Below are 20937 nucleotides of genomic sequence, written 5' to 3' on the forward strand. Positions count from 1 at the left end.
CTGCCGGCCCTACTCGTCGTCCTCGGGCTTCTCGGTGTTGTCGATCTCCTTCTCGAGCCCGAGCTGCTCGACGAGCCAGCGGTCGAACTCGATGGCGGCCCGCACCCAGCTGACGGTCGACGACACGAAGTGCTCCAGGCTGACGCCGGTGCCGACCAGCATCTGCGCCTCGCCGATGAGACGGACCGTGCCGTCGTCGTGCGTGTGGCTGTACACCTTGGGCCACAGGGTGCGGCGGTTCCAGTCGTCGATGGACTCGAGCAGCTGCGGCTTCTCGTCGATCTGGTGCGGACGGTCGTAGAACGTACGCACAGAGAAGATCTGCTGGTCACCCTCGCCGCGGAACATGAAATACGTACGGAACTGCTCCCACGGCGCCGCGAGGTCACCCTCGTCGTCGACGACGTACTTCAGCTCCATCTGCTCGAGGAGCTGCTTCACGAGGTCCTGATCCGGGACGACGGGGCCGGCCGGCCCTTGGGGCTGCGGCTCTGGCTGGCCCCCGAAGTTCGGAATCGAGGACGGGTCGATGCTCACCGTGATTTTCCCTTCGTACGGATCCCGCCATCCTCCCTCAGGAGGGGCGGGGCATGGCAAGCCCCGCCCCCGGTGGTTCGGGTTCTGTGGCCGGATTCCGCTGAGAGCGTCCCGCCGGTGGCCCGGACCCGTGTTCAGACGGTCCGGGCGGCGGCCGGACAGGTGGCGCTCAGAGGGTCCGGGCGGCGGCCGGACAGGTGGCGCTCAGACCGTCCGGGCGGTGGCCGGACAGGCGCTCAGAGGGTCTTGCCGGTGGCCGGGCCGACCAGCAGTCCGTCGCCGAAAGTGTCCACGCGGACCGTGTCGCCGTCCTTGACCTCGCCGGCGAGGATCTCCTTCGCGAGCCGGTCGCCGATGGCGGTCTGCACGAGGCGGCGCAGCGGCCGTGCTCCGTACGCCGGGTCGTTGCCCTCGTCCGCGAGCCAGGCCAGTGCCTCGGGCGTGACCTCCAGCGTGAGGCGCCGTTCCGCGAGCCGCTTGGCGAGCCGGTCGATCTGGAGCCTGGCGATGCGCTGCAGCTCGTCCTTGTCCAGGGCGGAGAAGACCACGATGTCGTCGAGCCGGTTGAGGAACTCCGGCTTGAAGGACGCGCGGACGATCTCCAGGACCTGCTCTTTCTTCTCCTGCTCGCCGGTCGTCGGATCGACGAGGAACTGGCTGCCGAGGTTCGAGGTCAGGACGAGGATGGTGTTGCGGAAGTCCACCGTCCGCCCCTGGCCGTCGGTCAGCCGCCCGTCGTCGAGGACCTGCAGCAGGATGTCGAAGACCTCGGGGTGCGCCTTCTCGACCTCGTCCAGCAGGATCACGGAGTACGGACGACGGCGTACGGCCTCGGTGAGCTGGCCGCCCTCCTCATAGCCGACGTAGCCGGGAGGAGCGCCGACGAGACGGGCGACGCTGTGCTTCTCGCCGTACTCGCTCATGTCGATGCGGACCATGGCCCGCTCGTCGTCGAACAGGAAGTCCGCGAGGGCCTTGGCCAGCTCCGTCTTGCCGACGCCCGTCGGGCCGAGGAAGAGGAACGAGCCCGTGGGCCGGTCCGGGTCGGCGATGCCGGCGCGGGTGCGGCGCACGGCGTCGGAGACCGCCCGTACGGCCTCGGTCTGGCCGATGAGGCGCCTGCCGATCTCGTCCTCCATGCGCAGCAGCTTCTGCGTCTCGCCCTCGAGGAGACGGCCTGCGGGGATGCCGGTCCAGGCGCCGACCACCTCCGCGATGTCGTCGGGGCCGACCTCGTCCTTGACCATGGTGTCCTTGGCGACCTCCTCCTCGGCCTCGGACGCGGCCTCCAGATCGCGCTCCAGGGCCGGGATCTCGCCGTACAGCAGCTTGGACGCGGTGTCGAAGTCGCCGTCGCGCTGGGCGCGTTCGGCCTGGCCGCGCAGGTCGTCGAGCTTCTCCTTCAGCTCACCGACGCGGTTGAGGGACTGCTTCTCCTTCTCCCAGCGTGCGGTCAGCCCGCGCAGCTCCTCCTCCTTGTCGGCAAGGTCGCGGCGCAGCTTCTCGAGGCGCTCGCGGGAGGCCGGATCGGTCTCCTTCTCCAGCGCGAGCTCCTCCATCTTCAGCCGGTCGACGGCGCGCTGGAGCTCGTCGATCTCGACGGGCGAGGAGTCGATCTCCATACGGAGCCGGGACGCGGCCTCGTCGACGAGGTCGATGGCCTTGTCGGGGAGGAACCGCGAGGTGATGTACCGGTCGGAGAGGGCCGCGGCGGCCACGAGGGCGCTGTCCGCGATCTGCACCTTGTGGTGCGCCTCGTACCGCCCCTTGAGGCCGCGGAGGATCGCGATGGTGTCCTCGACGGTGGGCTCGGCGACCAGGACCTGCTGGAAGCGGCGCTCCAGGGCCGGGTCCTTCTCGATGCGTTCGCGGTACTCGTCGAGCGTCGTCGCGCCCACCATGCGCAGCTCGCCGCGCGCCAGCATGGGCTTGAGCATGTTGCCCGCATCCATGGAGGAGTCGCCTCCGGCGCCCGCGCCCACGACGGTGTGCAGCTCGTCGATGAACGTGATGATCTGCCCGTCGGAGTCCTTGATCTCGGCGAGGACGGTCTTCAGGCGTTCCTCGAACTCGCCGCGGTACTTCGCCCCGGCCACCATGGCGCCGAGGTCGAGCGCGACGAGCCGCTTGTTCTTGAGGGACTCGGGTACGTCGCCCTTCACGATGCGCTGGGCCAGCCCCTCGACGACGGCCGTCTTGCCGACGCCGGGCTCGCCGATGAGCACGGGGTTGTTCTTCGTACGGCGGGACAGCACCTGCACCACGCGCCGGATCTCCTGGTCCCGCCCGATGACGGGGTCGAGCTTGCCCTCGCGCGCGGCCGCGGTGAAGTCGGTGCCGAACTTCTCCAGGGCCTTGTACTGGCCCTCCGGGTCCGGTGTGGTCACGCGGCGCCCTCCCCTGGTCTTCTGGAACGCGTCCAGCAGTTTCTTGGCGCTTGCGCCCTGTTGGGAGAGTACGTCCCCGGCCTGGCCGCCCTTGGCGGCGATGCCGATGAGCAGGTGCTCCGTGGAGATGTAGTCGTCGCCCAGCTCCTTCGCGCGCTCCGTGGCGTCGGCGATGACGGCCAGCAGGTCACGGTTGGGCTGCGGCGGTGCGACGGTGGAGCCGGTGACGCTGGGCAGCGCGGAGAGCAGGCGTTCGGTACCCGCGCGCACGGCGGCCATGTCGGCCTCGACCGCCGCGAGCAGGTCGGTGATGTTCTCGTTGTCCTGCCCCTCGAGCAGCGCGAGCAGCAGGTGGGCAGGGGTCAGATCCGGATGCCCGTCGGTCACGGCCCGGTTGCTCGCCGCGCCCAGCGCGTCCCGGCTCCTGTTCGTCAGCTCGGCGTCCACGTTCGCTGTCTCCTCCTTGCGTCAGGCCATCCTCAAGCTGACCTGGCCAACGTACACAAAGTTGAGTCTATTCCACTCAAGGGGGCCGGGGAAGTAGATTCGCACCCATGGCTGCGTACCCCGTCGATCCGCTCCGACCCGACCCCGCCTACCTCAGCTTCTGGCGCGAGCGGCACCTGTGCACGTTGACGACGCTCCGGCCCGACGGCACGCCACACGTGGTGCCGGTCGGGGTGACGTACGACCCGGAGACGGGCCTCGCACGCGTGATCACGAACAAGTCGAGCGCGAAGGTCGGGCACGTGCTGGCCGCCGGACCCGAGGGGGCGCGGGTCGCGGTCTGCCAGGTCGACGGCCGCCGCTGGGCGACCCTCGAGGGCCGCGCGACCGTATGCACGGAGCCGGAGCGGATAGGAGAGGCCGAGCGGCGGTACGCGGAGCGGTACGGCCGCGTACCGTCCCCGAACCCCGACCGCGTGGCGATCGAGATCCAACTGACGGCGGCGATGGGCCGCGGCTGACCCCGCTGCGGCCGGCCGCCGTGGGCAGTTGTTCCGCTAGGGCGGAACGTCTGCCCACAACGGGAAGCCGCGCGCCAGCGCAAACTGCAGCGGCGCCACCGTGTTCAGGTCACGGTGGCGCCGCTGCGGGGGGAAGCACCTGAGCGATCTGTTACGACGGGGGAATCGCGTCAGGCACTGCGGGGGGTGGCGGAGAAGGTCTGTAGAGCTTGCGGGGCTTGCGGGGCTTCCGGCTCGACCAGCTGGTGATCCCGCTGATCGAGGTTCACGAAGATCATTCCGTACCGGACAGCGCACCGCACGGGCTGGGGAGCCCCGCGGGGCCGGCGCAGGCACCGGTAGGCCCGTACGTCCTCGTCCTCGTCGCGTACGACGACGATCGGCTCGCCGACCAGGGTGACCATCAACGAATCGCCACGGTCGGGGACCGCCGTGACGAGGTCGATGAAGTGCCACCCGGAGCGACGGGCCACCGCCATCTCGCGCCGGAAGGAACGGTCGTCGGGTGGGGTGGTCATGCGTCTGCCGAGGCCGAGTCAACCGGAATGCTGTCCCAACCCACGTCATCCTGCTGAGCGGCCTGGGCCACGCTGCCGTTCGTGGTAGCAGGAGTGGAATCCCAGCCGACGTCGGGGGGGCCACTCACCCCGAGCGCCAGTGCAGCAGCAGCTATGGCGGTGGCAAGTACCGAGCGAAGCAATCTCTTGCACATAGTCGGCTTCGTCCTCACTTGATGGGCTTCCTTTCCCCCGCGCAACAAGACGATGGCTCATTCAGGCACGTCAATGCCACAGGGGCGATGCATCATGTTCCTGCATGTTCAGGACCCTGGGGGGTGGAGATTTGCCCACAATCAACTCAAAACCGACACACCCTCACCCCATTACGGAACTATGTGAAGCCGGGGCGAGGCTCTACGCAAGTGCCCTGGGCACCGGGCGGATCGCCCGGGCCGAAGTCGAGCCTGCCCCCTGCCTGCTCGAATACGCACTGCTCCATCCCGATCCGGACGACCCGAACTGGCTCCGTCCCGTGCCCCCGACGGCCGCGCTCGCGCAACGCCTCCACCCCATAGAACGAGAGATTCAGGATCGCCGACGGCTCTCGGTGGAACTGACGGACGCTTTCGAGCCGTTCCTGGCCATCAGCGCCCAGAAGCGCGCGACCACCCACGCGATCACGGTGCTGGAGGGCTTCAACCGGATCAATGCGGCACTCGACGCGGCCATCGCCGAGAGCCAGACCGAGGTGCTCACGGTCCAGCCTGGAGGCGGCCGCAGCGAACATGTCCTGAGCGAGGCGCTGGAGCGCAGCAAACCCCTGATAGAGCGCGGCATCAGCGTCCGCACGCTCTACCAGCACACGGTCCGCTACAGCCAGAGCACCTTTGCGTACGTGGAACACATGGCCGGCGCCAAGGTCGAGATCCGCACCCTCGAGGAGCTCATCGAGCGGCTCATCATCTGCGACCGGACCGTCGCCTTCATCCCCGCCCGCGACGACCGCCAGGTCGCCCTGGAGCTCCGTCACCCCGGCTTGGTGCAGTACCTGACCAAGGTCTTCGAGCAGCTGTGGCGCCGCGCCACCCCGCTCAGGGACGAACTCCCCTACGAGTCCACCCCAGACGGCATCACCGGCGTCCAGCGCTCCATAGCCAAGCTCCTCGTCGAGGGCCACGTCGACGAGGCCATAGCCCGCCGCCTCGGCATGAACGTACGCACCTGCCGCGCCCACATCGCCAAACTCGCCGCCGCCCTGGGCAGCGGCAGCCGCGCACAACTCGGCTACCTCATCGCCCAGTCGGGGATCCTGGAACAGGACCACTGATGCGTCAGCGGCCGGCCCGAACCCCCGTGAGCTGCCGGAAACCACCGGGAGACCGGGATGTTACGTATCGCATCTAACGTCGCGCCATGGCGGACATATTCGACGCATACGCGTTGGCCGATGCATGGGACGAAATGTTTGAGCGGCCGGGTGAAGTCAGGACCGCCTATGAGCCGGTGCTGGCGGCGCTGCAGCCGATGGATCCGGCCGAGCTGCGGTTCAGGGCGGACCAGATGGCGAGGTCGTTCACGGACCGGGGTGTGACCTACGCCTTCGCGGGCGAGGAGCGGCCCTGGCCGCTGGACCTCGTGCCGCGGATACTCGACGCGCTCGAGTGGGACCTGATCTCGCGCGGGGTCGCCCAGCGTGTGAAGGCGCTCGAGGCGTATCTCACCGATGCCTACGGGTCGTGCCGGGCCTTCGAGGACGGTGTGGTGCCCTGGCGGCTGCTGCTGAACTCGCCGCACTTCCACAGAGCGGCGGGACCTGTCGAGCCACCGGGCGGGGTGCGTATCCACGTCGCCGGGATCGATCTCGTACGGGATGAGCAGGGCGATTTCCGGGTGCTCGAGGACAACGTACGGGTGCCGTCCGGGGTTTCGTACGTCATCGAGAACCGGCGGGCGATGACGCGGATCTTCCCCTCGCTCTTCGCCGAGCAGCATGTGCTGCCGGTCGACGGCTACGCGCACCGGTTGCTGGCCGCGCTGCGGGCCGCCGCGCCCGACGGGGTTGCCGACCCACGGGTGGTCGTGCTGACGCCCGGGCCGAGCAACGCCGCGTACTTCGAACACGCCCTGCTGGCCCGGCTGATGGGTGTGCAGCTGGTCGAGGGGCACGATCTGGTCTGCCGGAACAACCGGGTCTGGATGCGTACGACGCGCGGTGAGATGCCGGTCCATGTCGTATACCGGCGGCTCGACGACGACTTCCTCGATCCGCTGCACTTCCGGCCGGACTCGGTGATCGGCTGCCCGGGCATCCTCGGCGCCGCGCAGGCGGGCACGGTCACGCTCGCGAACGCGGTCGGCAACGGCATCGCGGACGACAAGCTGCTCTACACGTATGTGCCGGATCTGATCCGCTACTACCTTTCTGAGGAACCGATTCTGCCGAACGTGGAGTCGTTCCGTCCGGATGAGCCGGGGCAGTTGGAAGCCGTGCTCGACCAGCTCGACCGGCTGGTCATCAAGCCCGTGGACGGGGCCGGCGGCCAGGGCATCGTCATCGGTCCGCACGCCGACAAGGCCACGCTGGACCGGGTCCGCAAGGAGGTCGTGGCCGATCCGCGCGGGTGGATCGCCCAGCGACCCGTCGCTCTGTCGACCTCGCCCACGCTGGCGGGCGACGGAATGGCGCCGCGCCATATAGACCTCCGCCCGTTCGCCGTGAACGACGGCGACGAGGTGTGGGTGCTGCCCGGCGGCCTCACCCGGGTGGCGCTCCAGGAGGGCAACCTCATCGTGAACTCCAGCCAGGGCGGCGGCTCCAAGGACACCTGGGTCCTCACGGACGGCAGCCCGGCGTCCGCCGCAGCGGACGAACCGGCCGGCACCCCGCCGCCGGTCGCACCGCGCCAGCTGGGGCCCGACGGCACCACCCTCCAGGGCGTACCGGAAGGGGCGCAGCAGCAGTGAGGACCACCCCTGCAGGACAGCAAGCACATCCAGGACAGCCAGGACACCCGGGACAGACTTCCGGACAGCCCTCCGGCGCAGGAGGTACAGCTGTGAACGACGTGATCCTCTCCCGTATCGCCGAAGCCCTCACCTGGACCGGCCGCTACGTCGAACGGGCCGACGCGACCGCCCGCATCCTCGACGCGTATCTGCACCGCCTGCTGGAGGACCCGTGGCGCGACGAGGACACCGCGTGCCGCTCGCTGTACGCGATCCTCGGCCTGGACGCGGGCGGCGAGCCCGTAGACATGCAGCAGGTCCTCGACCAGCTGGCCTTCGACGCCCGCACCACCTGCTCCATCGAGGGGGCGCTCGGCGCGGCCCGGCTCAACGCGCGCAGCGCCCGCGAGGCCGTCTCCTCCGAGATGTGGGAGTGCCTCAACTCCACCTGGCACGCGCTCGCCGACCAGCGCACGGCGGCGCGCCGCACCGGCCCGTACGCGTATCTGGAGCTGGTACGCCGCCGGGCAGCGCTCTTCTTCGGCCTCGCCGACTCGACGATGAGCCGGGACGACAGCTGGCGGTTCGTGGTCCTCGGCCGCAGCCTCGAGCGGGTGGACATGACGGTCCGCCTGCTGTCCGTGCGTGTGCTGGATGCCGCCCATGCCCCCGACTGGCCGACGCTGCTGAGCGCGAGCGGTGCGGACGAGGCGTACGCGCGCGTGTACGGCGGTTTCGGCGACACCCCGCGGGTAGCCGAATTCCTGTTGCTGGACAGGGACTTCCCACGTTCGGCGCTGCATGCGCTCACGACTGCTGAGGAGTGCCTGGCCGCGCTCGGCCGTCCGCGCCAGGACCCGGCGCGCCGACCGATAGGCCGGACGCGGACGCGCCTGGAATACCTGGACTCGGCCGCGCTGGAGGAAGGGCTGCCGCACCTGCTGCGTGATCTGCAGCAGGCCTGCATGGCCTCGGCGGAGGCGGTGGCGGAGAGGTTCTTCCCGTACCAAGGCCCGGTCGAGTGGGCCCAGGAAGGAGCGTGAGCGGGATGACGGGAAGGACGACGACCATGAACACGATGAGCGCTATGGGGCCGCGGACGAGCAGGCTCCGGATCAGGCACGAGACGTGTGTGTCGTACGCGCAGGCGGCGGTCTCCTCGCACAACGAGGTCCGCATGACCCCCCTCACGCTGCCGGAGCAGACCACCCTGGACGCCCGGGTGACCATCAGCCCGGCGACGGCGATGTGGTCGTACTGGGACTACTGGGGCACCCAGGTCACGGGCTTCGATCTGATGGAGCCGCACGAGAACCTGACGATCACGGCACTGAGCCTGGTGGAGACCTCCCCTCCGGTGCCCCTCGCGACGCCGCCCAGCTGGGCAGAAGTGGCCGAAGAGGCCTCGAACTCGCGCCTGTTGGAGTACATGGTTCCCACCCGGCGTACCGCCGTGACCGAGGAGCTGACCGACCTGGCCCGTGCTGCGTCGGGCGGCCTGGACCCGCATGAGACGGCCGCCGCCGTCTCGGACATCGTGGCCGACCGGGTCGCGTACGTCCCCGGCGCGACAGGCGTCCAGACCGTCGCCACCGAGGCCTGGGAGCAGGGCGCCGGCGTCTGCCAGGACATAGCCCATCTGACGGCGGGCCTGCTCCGCGCCATCGGCCTGCCCACCCGGTACGTCTCCGGCTACCTCCACCCGGAGCGCGACGCGGAACTCCACCGCCCGGTCGCGGGCCAGAGCCACGCCTGGGTCGAGTACTGGGCGGGCGACTGGTCCGGCTACGACCCGACGAACCGCACCCGCGCGAACGAGTCCCACGTGATCGTGGGCCGCGGGCGGGACTACGACGACGTGACTCCGCACAAGGGGGTGTACCGGGGGGTGGCGGGCGGGCCGCCTGAGGTGCTGGTGGAGTTCACGCGGGTGGCGTGAGGGCGGGTGGGGGCGCCTCCGCCACGGGTCCATGGGTTCGGGGCGCTCCTGCAGGCCCGTACGAGGTCAGGCTCGTGCGGGACCGGTGATCCCCTCAGTGATCGCGAATCCCTTGGCCGGACCCTCGGGGATGATCACCTCCGTGCCGTACGGCACCCTGTGCACACCCACCCAGTCGGCTTTGTCAGGGCGGGGCTCCGTGAGGACGGTGACGGTGCCCTGGGCGTCGTAGTCGTCGATGATCACGTAGACGGGGATGCCGGCTCGGGCGTATTCGCGGCGCTTGCGGACACGGTCACGGTCCTGGTTGCGCTTGCCGGGTGAGACGACCTCTACGACGAGGTGAACGGCCTTGGCCTTGACCCCGAGGCCGTCTTCATCCGCATACGGCTCCAGATCCTCCGGCCCGACGACAGCGTCAGGGATCCACACCTTGCGCTTGTGGATCACGTTGGCGTCCCGATGGCATGCGTATTCGCCGCCGTCCAGGAACTTGTCCAGTGCCCGTCGCACACGGTTGGCGATTTGGGCGTGGGTCAGGCGACCAGTGGGCGACACCTCGATGGCTCCCTCGATGATCTCAGCGCGGTAGCCCTCGGGGAGTTCCATGGCCTTCCATGCCTGCCACAGGACCTCGTCCAGGTCAGACCCGTTCTCGGACGCAGACTCGGGCTCGGTCCTGATCTCAGGCATGGTCTCGGGCCCCTCGTGCGTAAGAGCGGTCATGGCGGCACCTCCTCCTCAAGTGTGGGCTTGGCGTCCGTGGGGCACAAGCAACGCCGCCACGGTAGGCGGGCACACGGCCTCACCTGCGGAAATTTCCCCGGTTCACCCGAACCGGGCAAGCAGAAACGACTAACCGGGGCCGAGCTCGAACCAAACGCCCTTCGCGTAGCGCCCCGCGCGTTCGTCCGCGACGCCCCACGTGTCCGCGACCTCGGCGACGAGCGCGAGTCCGCGGCCCCAGCAGGCGGCGACCCCTGCGGCGGGGCGCGTCACCACCGGCGGGTCCGGGCTCTCGTCGAAGACGCTGACCCGGAGGCGCGCCGGGGTGAGCCAGACCCTCACCATCGCGGAGCCCTTGGTATGCAGGTGGACGTTCGTGACGAGTTCCGACGTGCAGAGCGTTGCCGCGTCGGCGAACGGGTCTCTACCGAGGGCGAGCAGGACGCCGCGTACGAAGTCGCGGCAGACCTTGGGGGCGGTGGCGTCGCCGGGGGCGAAGAGGCTGTATTCGTACGAGGGTTGGACGGGGCGGTGCGGAGCGCTTCGGGCGGGGTGCATGAATGACGACTCCCATCGACAGGCGTGAGCAGGTCCTTCCCGTGCCGGGCGATGGCGTTGCCCGCACGCTCCTGGTGAGAGGGGCGGGTGCTCTGTCGGCTTACAGGCAAGGGGAGCTGAGCGGCTCCGTAGCGTTATCAGTGCCACACTCACGGTAGGCGAAGAGGTTTACATTGTTCAAGCTGTTCGCGCATACCGTTGGACGAACTCCGTTTACCTGGAGAGACTTTGAGCGACCAGACGAGGAGTAGCCCGTGGGATTGCGCACCACCATCAGTGAGCGGCAGCGGCGACTCGGCTTTGAGCTCAAACAACTGCGCGAACAAGCAGGGTTGACCGCCGGGGAGGCCGCGGAGCGGATCGGCATGGGCCGCGCCCAGTTGAGTCAGATCGAGACGGCCAAGACGACCATCCTGACGGAACGACTCCGCGATCTCTGTCGCCTCTATGGATGCACAGATGAGACGTACGTCGACGCTCTCGTCACCATGTCCGAGGCAACCGGCAAGGGCTGGTGGAGCGCTTACAAGGGGCCCATGGAAACGGGCGCACTCAGTTTGGCCGAGCTGGAGGCGGCTGCCGTGGCTCTGCGGGTGCACCAGACGCTGTTCATCCCGGGCCTCTTCCAGACCGCCGACTACGCCAAAGCCATCTTCAACAGCCCCAAACTGGGCTTCGAAAACGTGGACGAGGCCTTGAGGTTCCGCATGGAGAGGCAGCGGATCCTCACACGCCACAACCCGCCATCAGTACACGCGGTGATCCACGAAGCTGCCCTGCACATGCGGTTCGGCGGCACCCAGGTGGTGCGGGAACAGTTGCTGCGACTCATCGAGCTGGCCCGCCTGCCGCACGTGACCATCCAGGTCTACCCGTTCAGCGCGGAGGCGCATGCCGCGCTCAGCGGCAACTTCGTCCACATCATCCCGAGCCTCCCGCAACTGAGCACGGTGGTACTGGAACGTCCCACTGGCTCCTCCTATTTGAGCGAGCCAGCCCACCTCCATCGGTACGAGGAGCTGTTCGACCGACTTGCTGAAAACGCCCTCGCCCCCGTCGACGTATCGTTGGCCCCCGAAGCACACTCGGTGAAGGACTCGCTGGCCCTCATCCAGCACCTGCTCTACACCCTCTAAGGAGGTCCGGATGCCCGAACTGAACTGGCAGAAGTCATCGTTCAGCGGCGGCCCACAGGGGGATTGCGTATACGTCGCTGCCGCCCCCGACAGCACCATCCACCTCCGCGAAAGCGACACCCCAGACGTCGTCCTCCACACCACACCCGCCGGCCTCGCCGCCCTCCTCCACCACCTCAGGGCAGGCTCGCCCGGCGCGAAGTAGGTCCCCTGCTCATTGCTTGCCCGCCGCAGATGGGGAACCCTTGGCAGCTCAGCCCCAGCGCTGCCTTGGCGCCGGGACTCGTCGACAAGGGGGAGGACCAGAATGCGGTTCAGTTTGGTCGGCATGGCCGTGGCGGCGGAGGATCCAGCGCGCAGTGCGGCCTGGTTCAGTGCGCACTTCGGGTTCAAGGTCGGGATCGACCTGGGGTGGTACGTGAACACCCAACACCCCGAACACCCGAGCCTGAGCCTGGACTTCGTCCAGCGCGATCACGAGTCGTGGCCTGAGGCGACGCGGGGCAAGGCGGTCGTCGGCACGCTCCTCGCGTTCCTGGTCGAGGATGTCGACGTCGAGCATGAGCGGTTGCGGGCGGCCGGTCTCGAGGTGGTCCTGCCGCTGGTCACCGAGCCGTGGGGGCAGCGCCGGTTCCAGGTCGCCGGGCCCGACGGCGTACTGGTGGAAGTACTGCAGACGGTGGCGCCGGATCCGCAGTGGCTGGCCGCGAACGGCCTGGCCGGCTGAGCGGCGACGAAGCACCCTCGCACGCCAGGGCCCCCTGTCAGCAGTGGTCCGGACTCTGGTCCAGATCACTTACGTCGTTGCGCCATCGTCATGTCAGGGGCAGCGCTTCCCGGTTGCGCGCCGGCGCTGATGACCGCCGGCCTAGCAGAACCCGAGCCTCCCGAACCGCGACCCCCACACGGTCGCGCTCACGTGCCGCTCGTTCACGAACCACGCCCGCTGGCCGACCGGGCAGCTGCTGGTCCCCACCGGGTCGATCGAGACGGCGGAGTAGTCGCCCCAGCGTTCGACGGTGTCGGATGAAGGGTTGTACGCCGTGGTGGCCCGGGCGAAGCTCGTGCCGCCGGTGACGTTCGCCGTGTCGGTGGCGAGGCGGCCGCCGGCCTTCACCGTCGCCTGGCGGGTGGTGACGCCGCTCGCGACAGTGGTGGACGTCCAGGTGAAGAACATCCGCCCGATCGGGTTCGCCGATGTGCCGCCCACGGCGGAGCCCGCCACCGAGGGATTGAAGTCGTCGGAGCTCGCGGACTCGAAGACGAATCCGGAGTGGCCGGCAGGAACGGTGTTGGTCGCCGTGTCGATCTGGTACCACTTCGCCGTCGCGCGGTTGTCCGCGTTGATGGTGTGGACGTTCAGCAGCTGGTTGCCGATCTGCGTACTGACGTTCTGGAAGCGGGCGTTGAGGGTGTCGAGGCGGTCGGTCGTGCCCGGCTGGCGGGCGTCCGGCGGAACGGAGAACGCCGGCACCGGCACATGGGCCTGGAGCACGATGCTCGCGGTGCTCCGGCCGATGCCCGTGGCCCGGAACAGCTTCAGATGGGACGGGTTCCCGGCGCTCGCCGCCACCAGGAACGCGTTCGCGTTGTTGTCCTCCACGATCGGAGGTGCCACGGTCCCGGGCGTACCGAGGTCGAAGTACGGCCGCGCGAACGACCGTCCGTTGTAGGCCGCCGCCTTGGGAATGCCGAAGGCCCGCGTACGGATGTAGGAGTCCCCGCTGAAGATGTTGGCGGTGACGATCAGGGCGTCCTGGTCCATGCCGAGCTGCGGGTAGTCGAAGATGTTGCCCGTCGACTCCGGCACGTCGAACTTGTAGAGGTAGTACGCCCCCGTGGGGTCGGGGGTCCTGGACACCCCGAGGAAGACGTACTGGACCGTCGAGCTCTCCTGGAAGGCCACGCCGAAGACGACCCAGCGGTCCCACCGCCGGTCGTACACGACCCGGGGATCGAAGATGGTCCTGGCCGTGTAGCCGAAGAAGCTGTTGAGGGTCGTGTTCTTGACCAGCGCGCCGTCCGACTTCCGGAAGACGCCCACGCCCCTGTGGTTGGTGATCTCGACGAAGTGGTTCACACCCACGGCTCCATGGGTGTCCGGCGGGCGGGAGCAGCAGGAGCCCGCGTTCAGTCCCTCGAAGTTGGCCTGAGGGGCGGGCGGTGCCAGGCGCCGGGGGGTATCACCGGTTCCGTCCGCGGGGCGCTCCTGCGGCCGGATCTTCATGGACCTGCGCAGCTCCTCCTCGGTCTCCGTGGGCCTGGGTCCGAGCGGGGGCGGCTGGGCGGCCTGGAAGTGCCCGGACGGAGTGGCGGTCCTGGCCGCGGGCGCCCGGATCTCATCGGTGGCCTCGATCGCCCGTTCCGGGGACCGTTCCTGAGCCTTCGTCGGCCCCGGAGCCAGGCCCAGCAGCAGCCCGAGCACGGCCGGCAGGACGGGCAGGAGGTGACGCGCTCTTCGCCTGATCGCTCTTCGCGTGATCGCTCTTCGGCCGATCGCTGTACGCCTGATCGTCACGGTGGGACCTCTTCTCGTCACCGAGGGGTGCGCATGCGCCGCGTACGGGTCGGCGCCCTGCCGGACACCTTGGTGAGCGAGGCGAGGTCGGAGACGGAATGACCGGGCGATTCCACCCGATGTCACTCTTTCCAGCCAGGTTGTGGGCTCCGATCAGCGCTGGTCAGCACTCGGCCCCAGCCGCTAAAGTGCCCCCACCGGCGGACTCTTCAGCCCCACCTGACCCGCAGGTCCCCCCACGGTCCCGCTGTCCCGCCTCCCCCGCCCGCGCGCCACGGCATCCCACGCCGCTGTCGGTCCGGGCCTGAAAGAGCCTCACACGTGACCACTCGTGCCCGTACGACCGCCGTGTCCGCGGCGGTCGTCCTCGCCACCGCGGGCGGCCTGCTCACCGCGGTCTCCGCCTCCGCCGCCGTAAGCTGCACGTCCCCCGTGTACAAGCGGCAGTTCTTCGCGAACACCACCTTCTCCGGTACGCCGAAGAAGACCGACTGCGACTCGAAGATCGACCAGAACTGGGGCACCGGAGCACCGGCTTCGGGGCTGCCCAGCAACAACTTCGGCGTCCGCTGGACCGTCACCCGCGACTTCGGCTCCGGCGGCCCGTTCGCCTTCCCGGTCGAGTCGCGCGACGGCATCCGGGTCTACCTCGACGGCGTCCGCAAGGTCGACCTCTGGAAGAACGTCTCGACGACCCAGAAGAAGACCGTCAACGTCACCATCCCCTCCGGCAAGCACACGCTCCGTATCGACTTCGTCAACTGGACCGGCGCGGCGAACGTCAAGTTCGGCTATGTGCCGAGGACTTCGGCGGACGTCGACAAGGTCAAGCCCCTGGCGCCGACGGGGTTCAAGGCCGCGTACGCGAACGACACCCAGCAGACCAAGCTCACCTGGTCGAAGAACGTCGAGATGGACCTGGCCGGATACCGCGTCTACCGGCGCGTGGCGGGCACCACCAGCTGGCAGATCCTGCGCGAGCTGGGGACCACCACCACCTCGTACACCGACACGCCGCCCGCCACCGGGGAGACGTACGAGTACCTGGTCCGGGCGTACGACAAGGCCAGGAACTACTCGGCCGACACCTCGCGCGCCACGGTGACCAGCATCGCCGTCACCACGCCGACCGGCCTCACCGCCACCGGCACCGACGCCGGGATCGCCCTGAGCTGGGACGCGGTGCCCGGGGCGGTCAAGTACAAGGTGGTCCGCTCGTCTCACTACATCGACGGGGGCGCCACCTGGCAGCCCACCGGCACCTCGCTCACCGACACCAGCGTGACCCGCTCCGCCCAGCACGAGTACCGGGTCGCCGCGATCGACGCGAGCGGCCGGGTCACCGCCTACTCCACGGCCAAGACCGCCCGCCGCCTGGTGGCCGCGCCGACGATCGGCAAGGCTTTCCCCGCCACCAGCGCGGTCACCGTGACCTGGGACGCGGACTACGACACCGGCGGGTCCTACATGGGCTTCCGGATCTACCGCGCCACCGGCACGAGCACCGACTGGGTCGAGGTGACCGATCGCTGCCACTGGACCGAGCGCGAACTAGCCGACGGCACCGACCAGTACCTGTGCACCGACTGGTCGGCCGGCACCAACACCGCGTACCGCTACGCCGTCAGCGGCTACGACGTCAACGACAAGGAGGGCCTGCGCAGCGGCGAGGTGGCGGCCACCACCGGCACCGACAAGCAGGCGCCCGCGGCTCCGGCGTCCGTGACCGCGACCGTCGAGGATTGGGGCACCACTCTTGCCTGGTCGCAGGTGGCCGATGCCGATCTCGACGAGTACACCGTGTGGCGTGGCACCACCGTCGACGGCGTCTGCACGGACACCGAGAAGCTCGGCTACACCCGCGTGACCGAGACGTCGTGGCGGGACGTCAATGTGGCGGACGGCGAGAACCTCTGCTACGTCGTGCGGCCCGCCGACTTCGCCGGCAACCTCAGCGCCGGCACCACGGTCCACGTCACCGAGCACGATCTGCGGCCCACGGTGGAGACCCCGGCCGGCGCCACCCACGCCGCCGACGCGTCGCTCTCCGCCATCGGCAATGTGCAGGTCAGCGCCTGGTCGCCCGCGGGCACGGAGGAGTACGCGAGTTTCCGCGCCGCCCGCTGGAACCCGGGGACCGCCACCTTCGACGCGCTGCCGGAGGACTCCTACCCGCTCGACGACGAGAACGTCCCCACCGGAACGTCCCTGTGGTACCAGGTCGTCGGCGTCCACGAGGACGGCACCACATCGCTGCCGGTCCTGGTGAGCGTGGCCGTACCGCCGTCCTCCTGACGGCATGACGAAGGGGCCCGGAGGTTCGGCCTCCGGGCCCCTTGGCATGTTCGACGTGCGTCAGTCGGACTGCTGCTGCCGCTTCGGCCGCCACACCACCAGCGCGCTGGTCTGCTGCACCTCCTGGTACGGCACCAGATCCCGGCGGTACGACGCATGGACCGCCGCCTCGCGCTGCCGCATCGTCGCCGCCGCGCCGTCCAGCGCGTCCTGGAGCTCCGCGACGCGCTGCTGGAGCGCGACGACCTGGTTCTCCAGCTCGATGATGCGCTTGATGCCGGCGAGGTTGATGCCCTCGTCCTGCGACAGCTGCTGCACCTGGCGGAGCAGCTCGATGTCACGGGCCGAGTAGCGCCGGCCCCGGCCCGCGGTGCGGTCCGGGGAGACCAGGCCGAGACGGTCGTACTGACGCAGGGTCTGCGGGTGCAGCCCGCTCAGCTGGGCCGCCACCGAGATGACGTACACCGGCGTCTCTTCGGTGAGTTCGTAAGGGTTCCGCCGACGGCCGTCCATTGCGTCATGCTCCCTTCGCGGCCTGGAACAGCTCCGCCCGCGGGTCGTCCCCCGCGGTCGCCTCGCGATACGCCTCCAGGGCGTCCCGGGCCTTGCCCGTCACGTCCTTCGGCACGGCGACCTCGACGGTGACCAGCAGGTCGCCGCGGGTGCCGTCCTTGCGGACCGCGCCCTTGCCACGGGCGCGCATCGTGCGCCCGTTGGGCGTGCCCGGCGGCAGCTTCAGCGTGACCGGCGGGCCCCCGAGCGTGGGCACCTTCACCTCCCCGCCGAGCGCGGCCTCCGCGAAGGTGACCGGCACGGTGACGGTGAGGTTGTCGCCCTTGCGGCCGAAGACAGGGTGGGCGTCGACGTGCACGACCACGTACAGGTCGCCCGCCGGGCCGCCCCGCTCACCGGGTGAGCCCTTGCCGCGGAGCCTGATCCGCTGGCCGTCCGTCACCCCCGCGGGGATGCGGACCTGCATGGTCCGGGACGACTTGGCGCGGCCACTGCCATTGCACTCCAGGCAGGGGTGCTCGGCGATCAGGCCGCGACCCTTGCAGTCGGGGCAGGGATCGGTCAGCGAGAAGCCGCCGCCCGAGCCGCGCGCCACCTGGCCGGTGCCGACGCAAGTCGGGCACACACGCGGCGTGCCGTTCTTGTCGCCGGTGCCGGAACAGGCCTTGCACGGCGCCTGCGACGACATCCGCAGCGGGACGGTCGCGCCGTCCACGGCCTCCGTGAAGCTCAGCGTGACCTCGGACTCGATGTCCTGGCCGCGCCGCGGCTGCGTCCGCGTGCCCGCGCCCGCGCCACCGCGGTTGAACAGTCCCCCGAAGACGTCACCGAGTCCGCCGCCGAATCCCCCGGCACCGCCAGCGCCGCCCTGGGCTCCCCCGCCGAAGAGGTCGCCCAGGTCGAAATTGAACGTTCCGCCGCCCGCGCCCGGCCCGGGACGGAAGCCGCCGTTGCCGAAGAGGGCGCGCGCGTCGTCGTACTCCTTGCGCTTCTTGGGGTCGCCGAGGACGTCGTTCGCCTCGGAGATCTCCTTGAAGCGCTCCTCGGCCTTGGCGTTCCCCTTGTTGGCGTCCGGGTGGTACTCGCGGGCGAGCTTCCGGTACGCCTTCTTGATCTCGGCCTCGGTGGCGTCCTTGGGGACGCCGAGGACCTTGTAGAAGTCCTTCTCGATGAAGTCCTTGGTGCTCATCCCCGACGTCCCTCCTTCCTCGTCCGTACGGCGATCCGTACCGTTCGTATGACGTCAGCCCTCGTCCGGGCCACCGTTCTCCTTGTCCGCCGCTTCCGAAGAACCGTCGTTCCCGTCGGCCTTCTCGGCCTTGACGGTCTGCGCGCCGGGCTGGGGCTCGGCGACGGCCACCCGCGCGGGGCGGATGGTGCGCTCGCCGAACCGGTACCCCGGCTGCAGAATCGCCACGCACGTCGTCTCCGTGACGTCGGGCGCATACGAGTGCATCAACGCCTCGTGGATCGTCGGGTCGAAGGGCTCGCCCTCCTTGCCGAACTGCTGCAGGCCCATCTTGGCGGCGACCGTCTCCAGCGATTCGGCCACCGACTTGAACCCGCCCACGAGTTCGCCGTGCTCCCGCGCGCGACCGATGTCGTCGAGCACGGGCAGGAGCTCGGTCAGGAGGTTCGCGATGGCGATCTCCTTGACCGCGATCCGGTCCCGCTCGACACGGCGGCGGTAGTTCTGGAACTCCGCCTGCAGCCGCTGGAGGTCCGTCGTGCGCTCGGCGAGCGCGGTGCGCACCTGGTCCAGCTCGGCCGTCAGGCCTGCCGTCTGAGTTGCGTCCCCGGCCGGGGCCGCCGCGCCCTCCTTGGGCTCGGCGGCCTTCGACTCGGCGTCTTCTGCGGTGGCGCCGGAGGGGACGTCGGGCTGCTCTTCGAAGCCCGGGGTCTCCTCCGTCACGCGGCACCGTCCTTGCGGTCCTCGTCGACGATCTCGGCGTCGACGACATCGTCGTCAGCGGCCTTGGCCTGACCGGCACCGGCGTCACCGGCGCCGCCCGCGGCCTGCGCGGCCTGGGCGTCGGCGTACATGGCCTGGCCCAGCTTCTGCGAGACGGCCGCGACCTTCTCCGTGGCGGTGCGGATCTCGGCCGTGTCCTCGCCCTTGAGCTTCTCCTTCAGCTCCTCGACGGCGGACTCGACCTCGGTCTTGATCTCGCCCGGGACCTTGTCCTCGTTGTCCTTGAGGAACTTCTCGGTCTGGTAGACGAGCTGCTCGCCCTGGTTGCGGCTCTCGGCGGCCTCGCGGCGGCGGTGGTCCTCCTCCGCGTACTGCTCGGCCTCCTGGCGCATGCGGTCGACCTCGTCCTTCGGCAGCGAGGAGCCGCCGGTGACGGTCATCTTCTGCTCCTTGCCCGTGCCGAGGTCCTTGGCCGTGACGTGCATGATGCCGTTGGCGTCGATGTCGAACGCGACCTCGATCTGCGGGACGCCGCGCGGGGCCGGCGGCAGACCGGTGAGCTCGAACATGCCGAGCTTCTTGTTGTACGCCGCGATCTCGCGCTCGCCCTGGTAGACCTGGATCTGCACGGACGGCTGGTTGTCCTCGGCCGTGGTGAAGATCTCCGACCGCTTGGTCGGGATGGTCGTGTTCCGGTCGATGAGCTTGGTCATGATGCCGCCCTTGGTCTCAATACCGAGGGACAGCGGGGTCACGTCGAGGAGCAGGACGTCCTTGACCTCACCCTTGAGGACACCGGCCTGCAGGACGGCGCCGATGGCGACGACCTCGTCCGGGTTGACGCCCTTGTTGGCGTCCTTGCCGCCGGTCAGCTCCTTGACGAGCTCGGCGACGGCGGGCATACGGGTCGAGCCGCCGACGAGGACGACGTGGTCGATCTCGCCGAGCGCGATGCCCGCGTCCTTGATCACGTTGTGGAACGGGGTCTTGCAGCGCTCGAGCAGGTCGGCGGTGAGCTGCTGGAACTGGGCGCGCGTGAGCTTCTCGTCCAGGTGCAGCGGGCCCTCGGCGGACGCCGTGATGTAGGGCAGGTTGATCGAGGTCTCGGTGGACGAGGACAGCTCGATCTTGGCCTTCTCGGCGGCCTCACGGAGGCGCTGGAGGGCCATCTTGTCCTTGGACAGATCGACGCCGTGGCCGCTGTTGAACTGCTTGACCAGGTAGTCGACGACGCGCTGGTCCCAGTCGTCACCACCGAGGTGGTTGTCGCCGTTGGTGGCCTTCACCTCGACGACGCCGTCGCCGATCTCCAGGAGGGACACGTCGAAGGTGCCGCCACCGAGGTCGAAGACGAGGATGGTCTGGTCGTCCTTGTCGAGGCCGTACGCCAGGGCGGCGGCGGTCGGCTCGTTGACGATACGCAGAACGTTCAGACCGGCGATCTCGCCGGCCTCCTTCGTCGCCTGGCGCTCGGAGTCGTTGAAGTAGGCCGGGACGGTGATGACCGCGTCGGTCACCTTCTCGCCCAGGTACGCCTCGGCGTCCCGCTTCAGCTTCTGCAGGATGAAGGCGCTGATCTGCTGCGGGTTGAAGTCCTTGCCGTCCAGGTTGATCTTCCAGTCGGTGCCCATGTGGCGCTTGACCGACCGGATGGTCCTGTCCACGTTCGTGACCGCCTGGCGCTTGGCGACCTCGCCGACGAGCACCTCACCGTTCTTGGCGAAGGCGACGACGGACGGCGTGGTCCTGGCGCCCTCGGCGTTGGTGATGACGGTGGGCTCACCGCCCTCCAGAACGCTGACGACGGAGTTAGTCGTGCCCAGGTCGATGCCGACCGCACGTGCCATTTCAATTCCTCCAGCATGACTTGAGTGGAACAGGCTCAAGGATGCATGAAGGATGTGGGCGAGTCAACAGACCTGAGTCGACGAGGCTCAACTTTTTATCTAGGGCTTATGGGCAAGCGCACCACAGGCCGCGTCGCTGGCACTGGTGGCGCCTG

Annotated in this window: 19 protein-coding genes; 9 read left to right on the top strand and 10 right to left on the bottom strand. The window is 69.2% G+C overall.

The features are described from left to right. Positions 1-9: 9 nt before the first annotated feature. Positions 10-537, bottom strand: a complete 528-nt coding sequence (locus tag H1D24_RS04825; RefSeq protein ID WP_181656102.1) for a YbjN domain-containing protein — start codon at positions 535-537, stop codon at positions 10-12. A gap of 236 nt (positions 538-773) precedes the next feature. Then, complete coding sequence (clpB, locus tag H1D24_RS04830) at positions 774-3371, bottom strand: ATP-dependent chaperone ClpB (RefSeq protein ID WP_181656103.1); 2598 nt, start codon at positions 3369-3371, stop codon at positions 774-776. 107 nt (positions 3372-3478) lie between these two features. On the opposite strand from clpB, the gene H1D24_RS04835 reads away from it, so the two are divergent. Beyond that, positions 3479-3892 (top strand): pyridoxamine 5'-phosphate oxidase family protein, encoded by a 414-nt coding sequence (locus H1D24_RS04835; protein WP_181656104.1) that lies wholly within the window; start codon positions 3479-3481, stop codon positions 3890-3892. A 170-nt stretch (positions 3893-4062) separates the two neighbouring features. On the opposite strand, the gene H1D24_RS04840 is transcribed toward H1D24_RS04835, so the two are convergent. Then, complete coding sequence (locus H1D24_RS04840; RefSeq protein ID WP_181656105.1) at positions 4063-4410, bottom strand: Rieske (2Fe-2S) protein; 348 nt, start codon at positions 4408-4410, stop codon at positions 4063-4065. 298 nt (positions 4411-4708) lie between these two features. On the opposite strand from H1D24_RS04840, the gene H1D24_RS04845 reads away from it, so the two are divergent. From H1D24_RS04845 to H1D24_RS04860, 4 genes are all read left to right on the top strand, one after another. Continuing rightward, on the top strand, positions 4709-5719 hold the full coding sequence (locus H1D24_RS04845) for a helix-turn-helix transcriptional regulator (protein ID WP_181656106.1): 1011 nt from the start codon (positions 4709-4711) through the stop codon (positions 5717-5719). 86 nt (positions 5720-5805) lie between these two features. Beyond that, the gene (locus tag H1D24_RS04850) at positions 5806-7356 is read left to right on the top strand and encodes a circularly permuted type 2 ATP-grasp protein (RefSeq protein ID WP_181656107.1); all 1551 of its coding nucleotides are present in this window, start codon (positions 5806-5808) and stop codon (positions 7354-7356) included. Between the two features lie 92 nt (positions 7357-7448). Continuing rightward, on the top strand, positions 7449-8381 hold the full coding sequence (locus tag H1D24_RS04855; RefSeq protein WP_181656108.1) for an alpha-E domain-containing protein: 933 nt from the start codon (positions 7449-7451) through the stop codon (positions 8379-8381). 5 nt (positions 8382-8386) lie between these two features. Next, positions 8387-9277 carry a transglutaminase family protein gene (locus H1D24_RS04860; RefSeq protein WP_258563829.1) on the top strand — a complete coding sequence of 297 codons (891 nt, stop codon included), beginning with the start codon at positions 8387-8389 and terminating at the stop codon, positions 9275-9277. A gap of 66 nt (positions 9278-9343) precedes the next feature. Here the strand turns inward: H1D24_RS04860 and H1D24_RS04865 are convergent, their stop codons facing one another. Together H1D24_RS04865 and H1D24_RS04870 are read right to left on the bottom strand one after the other, a co-directional pair. Then, positions 9344-10003 (bottom strand): Uma2 family endonuclease, encoded by a 660-nt coding sequence (locus H1D24_RS04865; protein ID WP_181656109.1) that lies wholly within the window; start codon positions 10001-10003, stop codon positions 9344-9346. Between the two features lie 129 nt (positions 10004-10132). After that, a complete protein-coding gene (locus H1D24_RS04870) occupies positions 10133-10561 on the bottom strand; it encodes an ATP-binding protein (RefSeq protein WP_181656110.1) in 429 nt (142 codons plus the stop codon). Positions 10562-10815: 254 nt separating this feature from the next. On the opposite strand from H1D24_RS04870, the gene H1D24_RS04875 reads away from it, so the two are divergent. The 3 genes from H1D24_RS04875 to H1D24_RS04885 all read left to right on the top strand — a co-directional run bounded on the left by H1D24_RS04875 (position 10816) and on the right by H1D24_RS04885 (position 12424). Continuing rightward, positions 10816-11697, top strand: a complete 882-nt coding sequence (locus H1D24_RS04875) for a helix-turn-helix domain-containing protein (RefSeq protein ID WP_181656111.1) — start codon at positions 10816-10818, stop codon at positions 11695-11697. Positions 11698-11707: 10 nt separating this feature from the next. Further along, the gene (locus tag H1D24_RS04880) at positions 11708-11902 is read left to right on the top strand and encodes a DUF397 domain-containing protein (protein WP_181656112.1); all 195 of its coding nucleotides are present in this window, start codon (positions 11708-11710) and stop codon (positions 11900-11902) included. A 102-nt stretch (positions 11903-12004) separates the two neighbouring features. Then, the gene (locus tag H1D24_RS04885) at positions 12005-12424 is read left to right on the top strand and encodes a VOC family protein (RefSeq protein WP_181656113.1); all 420 of its coding nucleotides are present in this window, start codon (positions 12005-12007) and stop codon (positions 12422-12424) included. 141 nt (positions 12425-12565) lie between these two features. Here H1D24_RS04885 and H1D24_RS04890 read toward each other — a convergent pair whose 3' ends face one another. Next, positions 12566-14122 carry a hypothetical protein gene (locus H1D24_RS04890; RefSeq protein WP_181656114.1) on the bottom strand — a complete coding sequence of 519 codons (1557 nt, stop codon included), beginning with the start codon at positions 14120-14122 and terminating at the stop codon, positions 12566-12568. Between the two features lie 414 nt (positions 14123-14536). On the opposite strand from H1D24_RS04890, the gene H1D24_RS42095 reads away from it, so the two are divergent. Further along, the gene (locus tag H1D24_RS42095; RefSeq protein ID WP_181656115.1) at positions 14537-16510 is read left to right on the top strand and encodes a PA14 domain-containing protein; all 1974 of its coding nucleotides are present in this window, start codon (positions 14537-14539) and stop codon (positions 16508-16510) included. Between the two features lie 60 nt (positions 16511-16570). Here the strand turns inward: H1D24_RS42095 and H1D24_RS04900 are convergent, their stop codons facing one another. From H1D24_RS04900 to dnaK, 4 genes are read right to left on the bottom strand one after another with little or no spacing between them, the layout of a single operon-like run. Beyond that, positions 16571-17023: a heat shock protein transcriptional repressor HspR gene (locus tag H1D24_RS04900; RefSeq protein ID WP_181656116.1), complete on the bottom strand. Its 453-nt coding sequence runs from the start codon at positions 17021-17023 to the stop codon at positions 16571-16573. A 4-nt stretch (positions 17024-17027) separates the two neighbouring features. Then, positions 17028-18212 carry a molecular chaperone DnaJ gene (gene dnaJ, locus H1D24_RS04905; protein ID WP_181656117.1) on the bottom strand — a complete coding sequence of 395 codons (1185 nt, stop codon included), beginning with the start codon at positions 18210-18212 and terminating at the stop codon, positions 17028-17030. Positions 18213-18266: 54 nt separating this feature from the next. Then, on the bottom strand, positions 18267-18935 hold the full coding sequence (gene grpE, locus H1D24_RS04910) for a nucleotide exchange factor GrpE (RefSeq protein WP_181656118.1): 669 nt from the start codon (positions 18933-18935) through the stop codon (positions 18267-18269). Further along, a complete protein-coding gene (dnaK, locus tag H1D24_RS04915; protein ID WP_181656119.1) occupies positions 18932-20782 on the bottom strand; it encodes a molecular chaperone DnaK in 1851 nt (616 codons plus the stop codon). The genes grpE and dnaK overlap by 4 nt, the downstream gene beginning before the upstream one ends. Between the last annotated feature and the right edge of the window lie 155 nt (positions 20783-20937).

Source organism: Streptomyces himalayensis subsp. himalayensis (genome assembly GCF_013778455.1).
Lineage (GTDB): Bacteria > Actinomycetota > Actinomycetes > Streptomycetales > Streptomycetaceae > Streptomyces > Streptomyces himalayensis.

Bases quoted from the DNA above. Each gene is read 5' to 3' on its own strand.
- H1D24_RS04835 (WP_181656104.1), top strand. From the start codon at position 3,479: ATGGCTGCGTACCCCGTCGATCCGCTCCGACCCGACCCCGCCTACCTC.
- H1D24_RS04840 (WP_181656105.1), bottom strand. From the start codon at position 4,410: ATGACCACCCCACCCGACGACCGTTCCTTCCGGCGCGAGATGGCGGTG.
- H1D24_RS04845 (WP_181656106.1), top strand. From the start codon at position 4,709: ATGTTCAGGACCCTGGGGGGTGGAGATTTGCCCACAATCAACTCAAAA.
- H1D24_RS04850 (WP_181656107.1), top strand. From the start codon at position 5,806: ATGGCGGACATATTCGACGCATACGCGTTGGCCGATGCATGGGACGAA.
- H1D24_RS04860 (WP_258563829.1), top strand. From the start codon at position 8,387: ATGACGGGAAGGACGACGACCATGAACACGATGAGCGCTATGGGGCCG.
- H1D24_RS04865 (WP_181656109.1), bottom strand. From the start codon at position 10,003: ATGACCGCTCTTACGCACGAGGGGCCCGAGACCATGCCTGAGATCAGG.
- H1D24_RS04870 (WP_181656110.1), bottom strand. From the start codon at position 10,561: ATGCACCCCGCCCGAAGCGCTCCGCACCGCCCCGTCCAACCCTCGTAC.
- H1D24_RS04880 (WP_181656112.1), top strand. From the start codon at position 11,708: ATGCCCGAACTGAACTGGCAGAAGTCATCGTTCAGCGGCGGCCCACAG.
- H1D24_RS04885 (WP_181656113.1), top strand. From the start codon at position 12,005: ATGCGGTTCAGTTTGGTCGGCATGGCCGTGGCGGCGGAGGATCCAGCG.
- H1D24_RS04900 (WP_181656116.1), bottom strand. From the start codon at position 17,023: ATGGACGGCCGTCGGCGGAACCCTTACGAACTCACCGAAGAGACGCCG.
- dnaJ (WP_181656117.1), bottom strand. From the start codon at position 18,212: ATGAGCACCAAGGACTTCATCGAGAAGGACTTCTACAAGGTCCTCGGC.
- dnaK (WP_181656119.1), bottom strand. From the start codon at position 20,782: ATGGCACGTGCGGTCGGCATCGACCTGGGCACGACTAACTCCGTCGTC.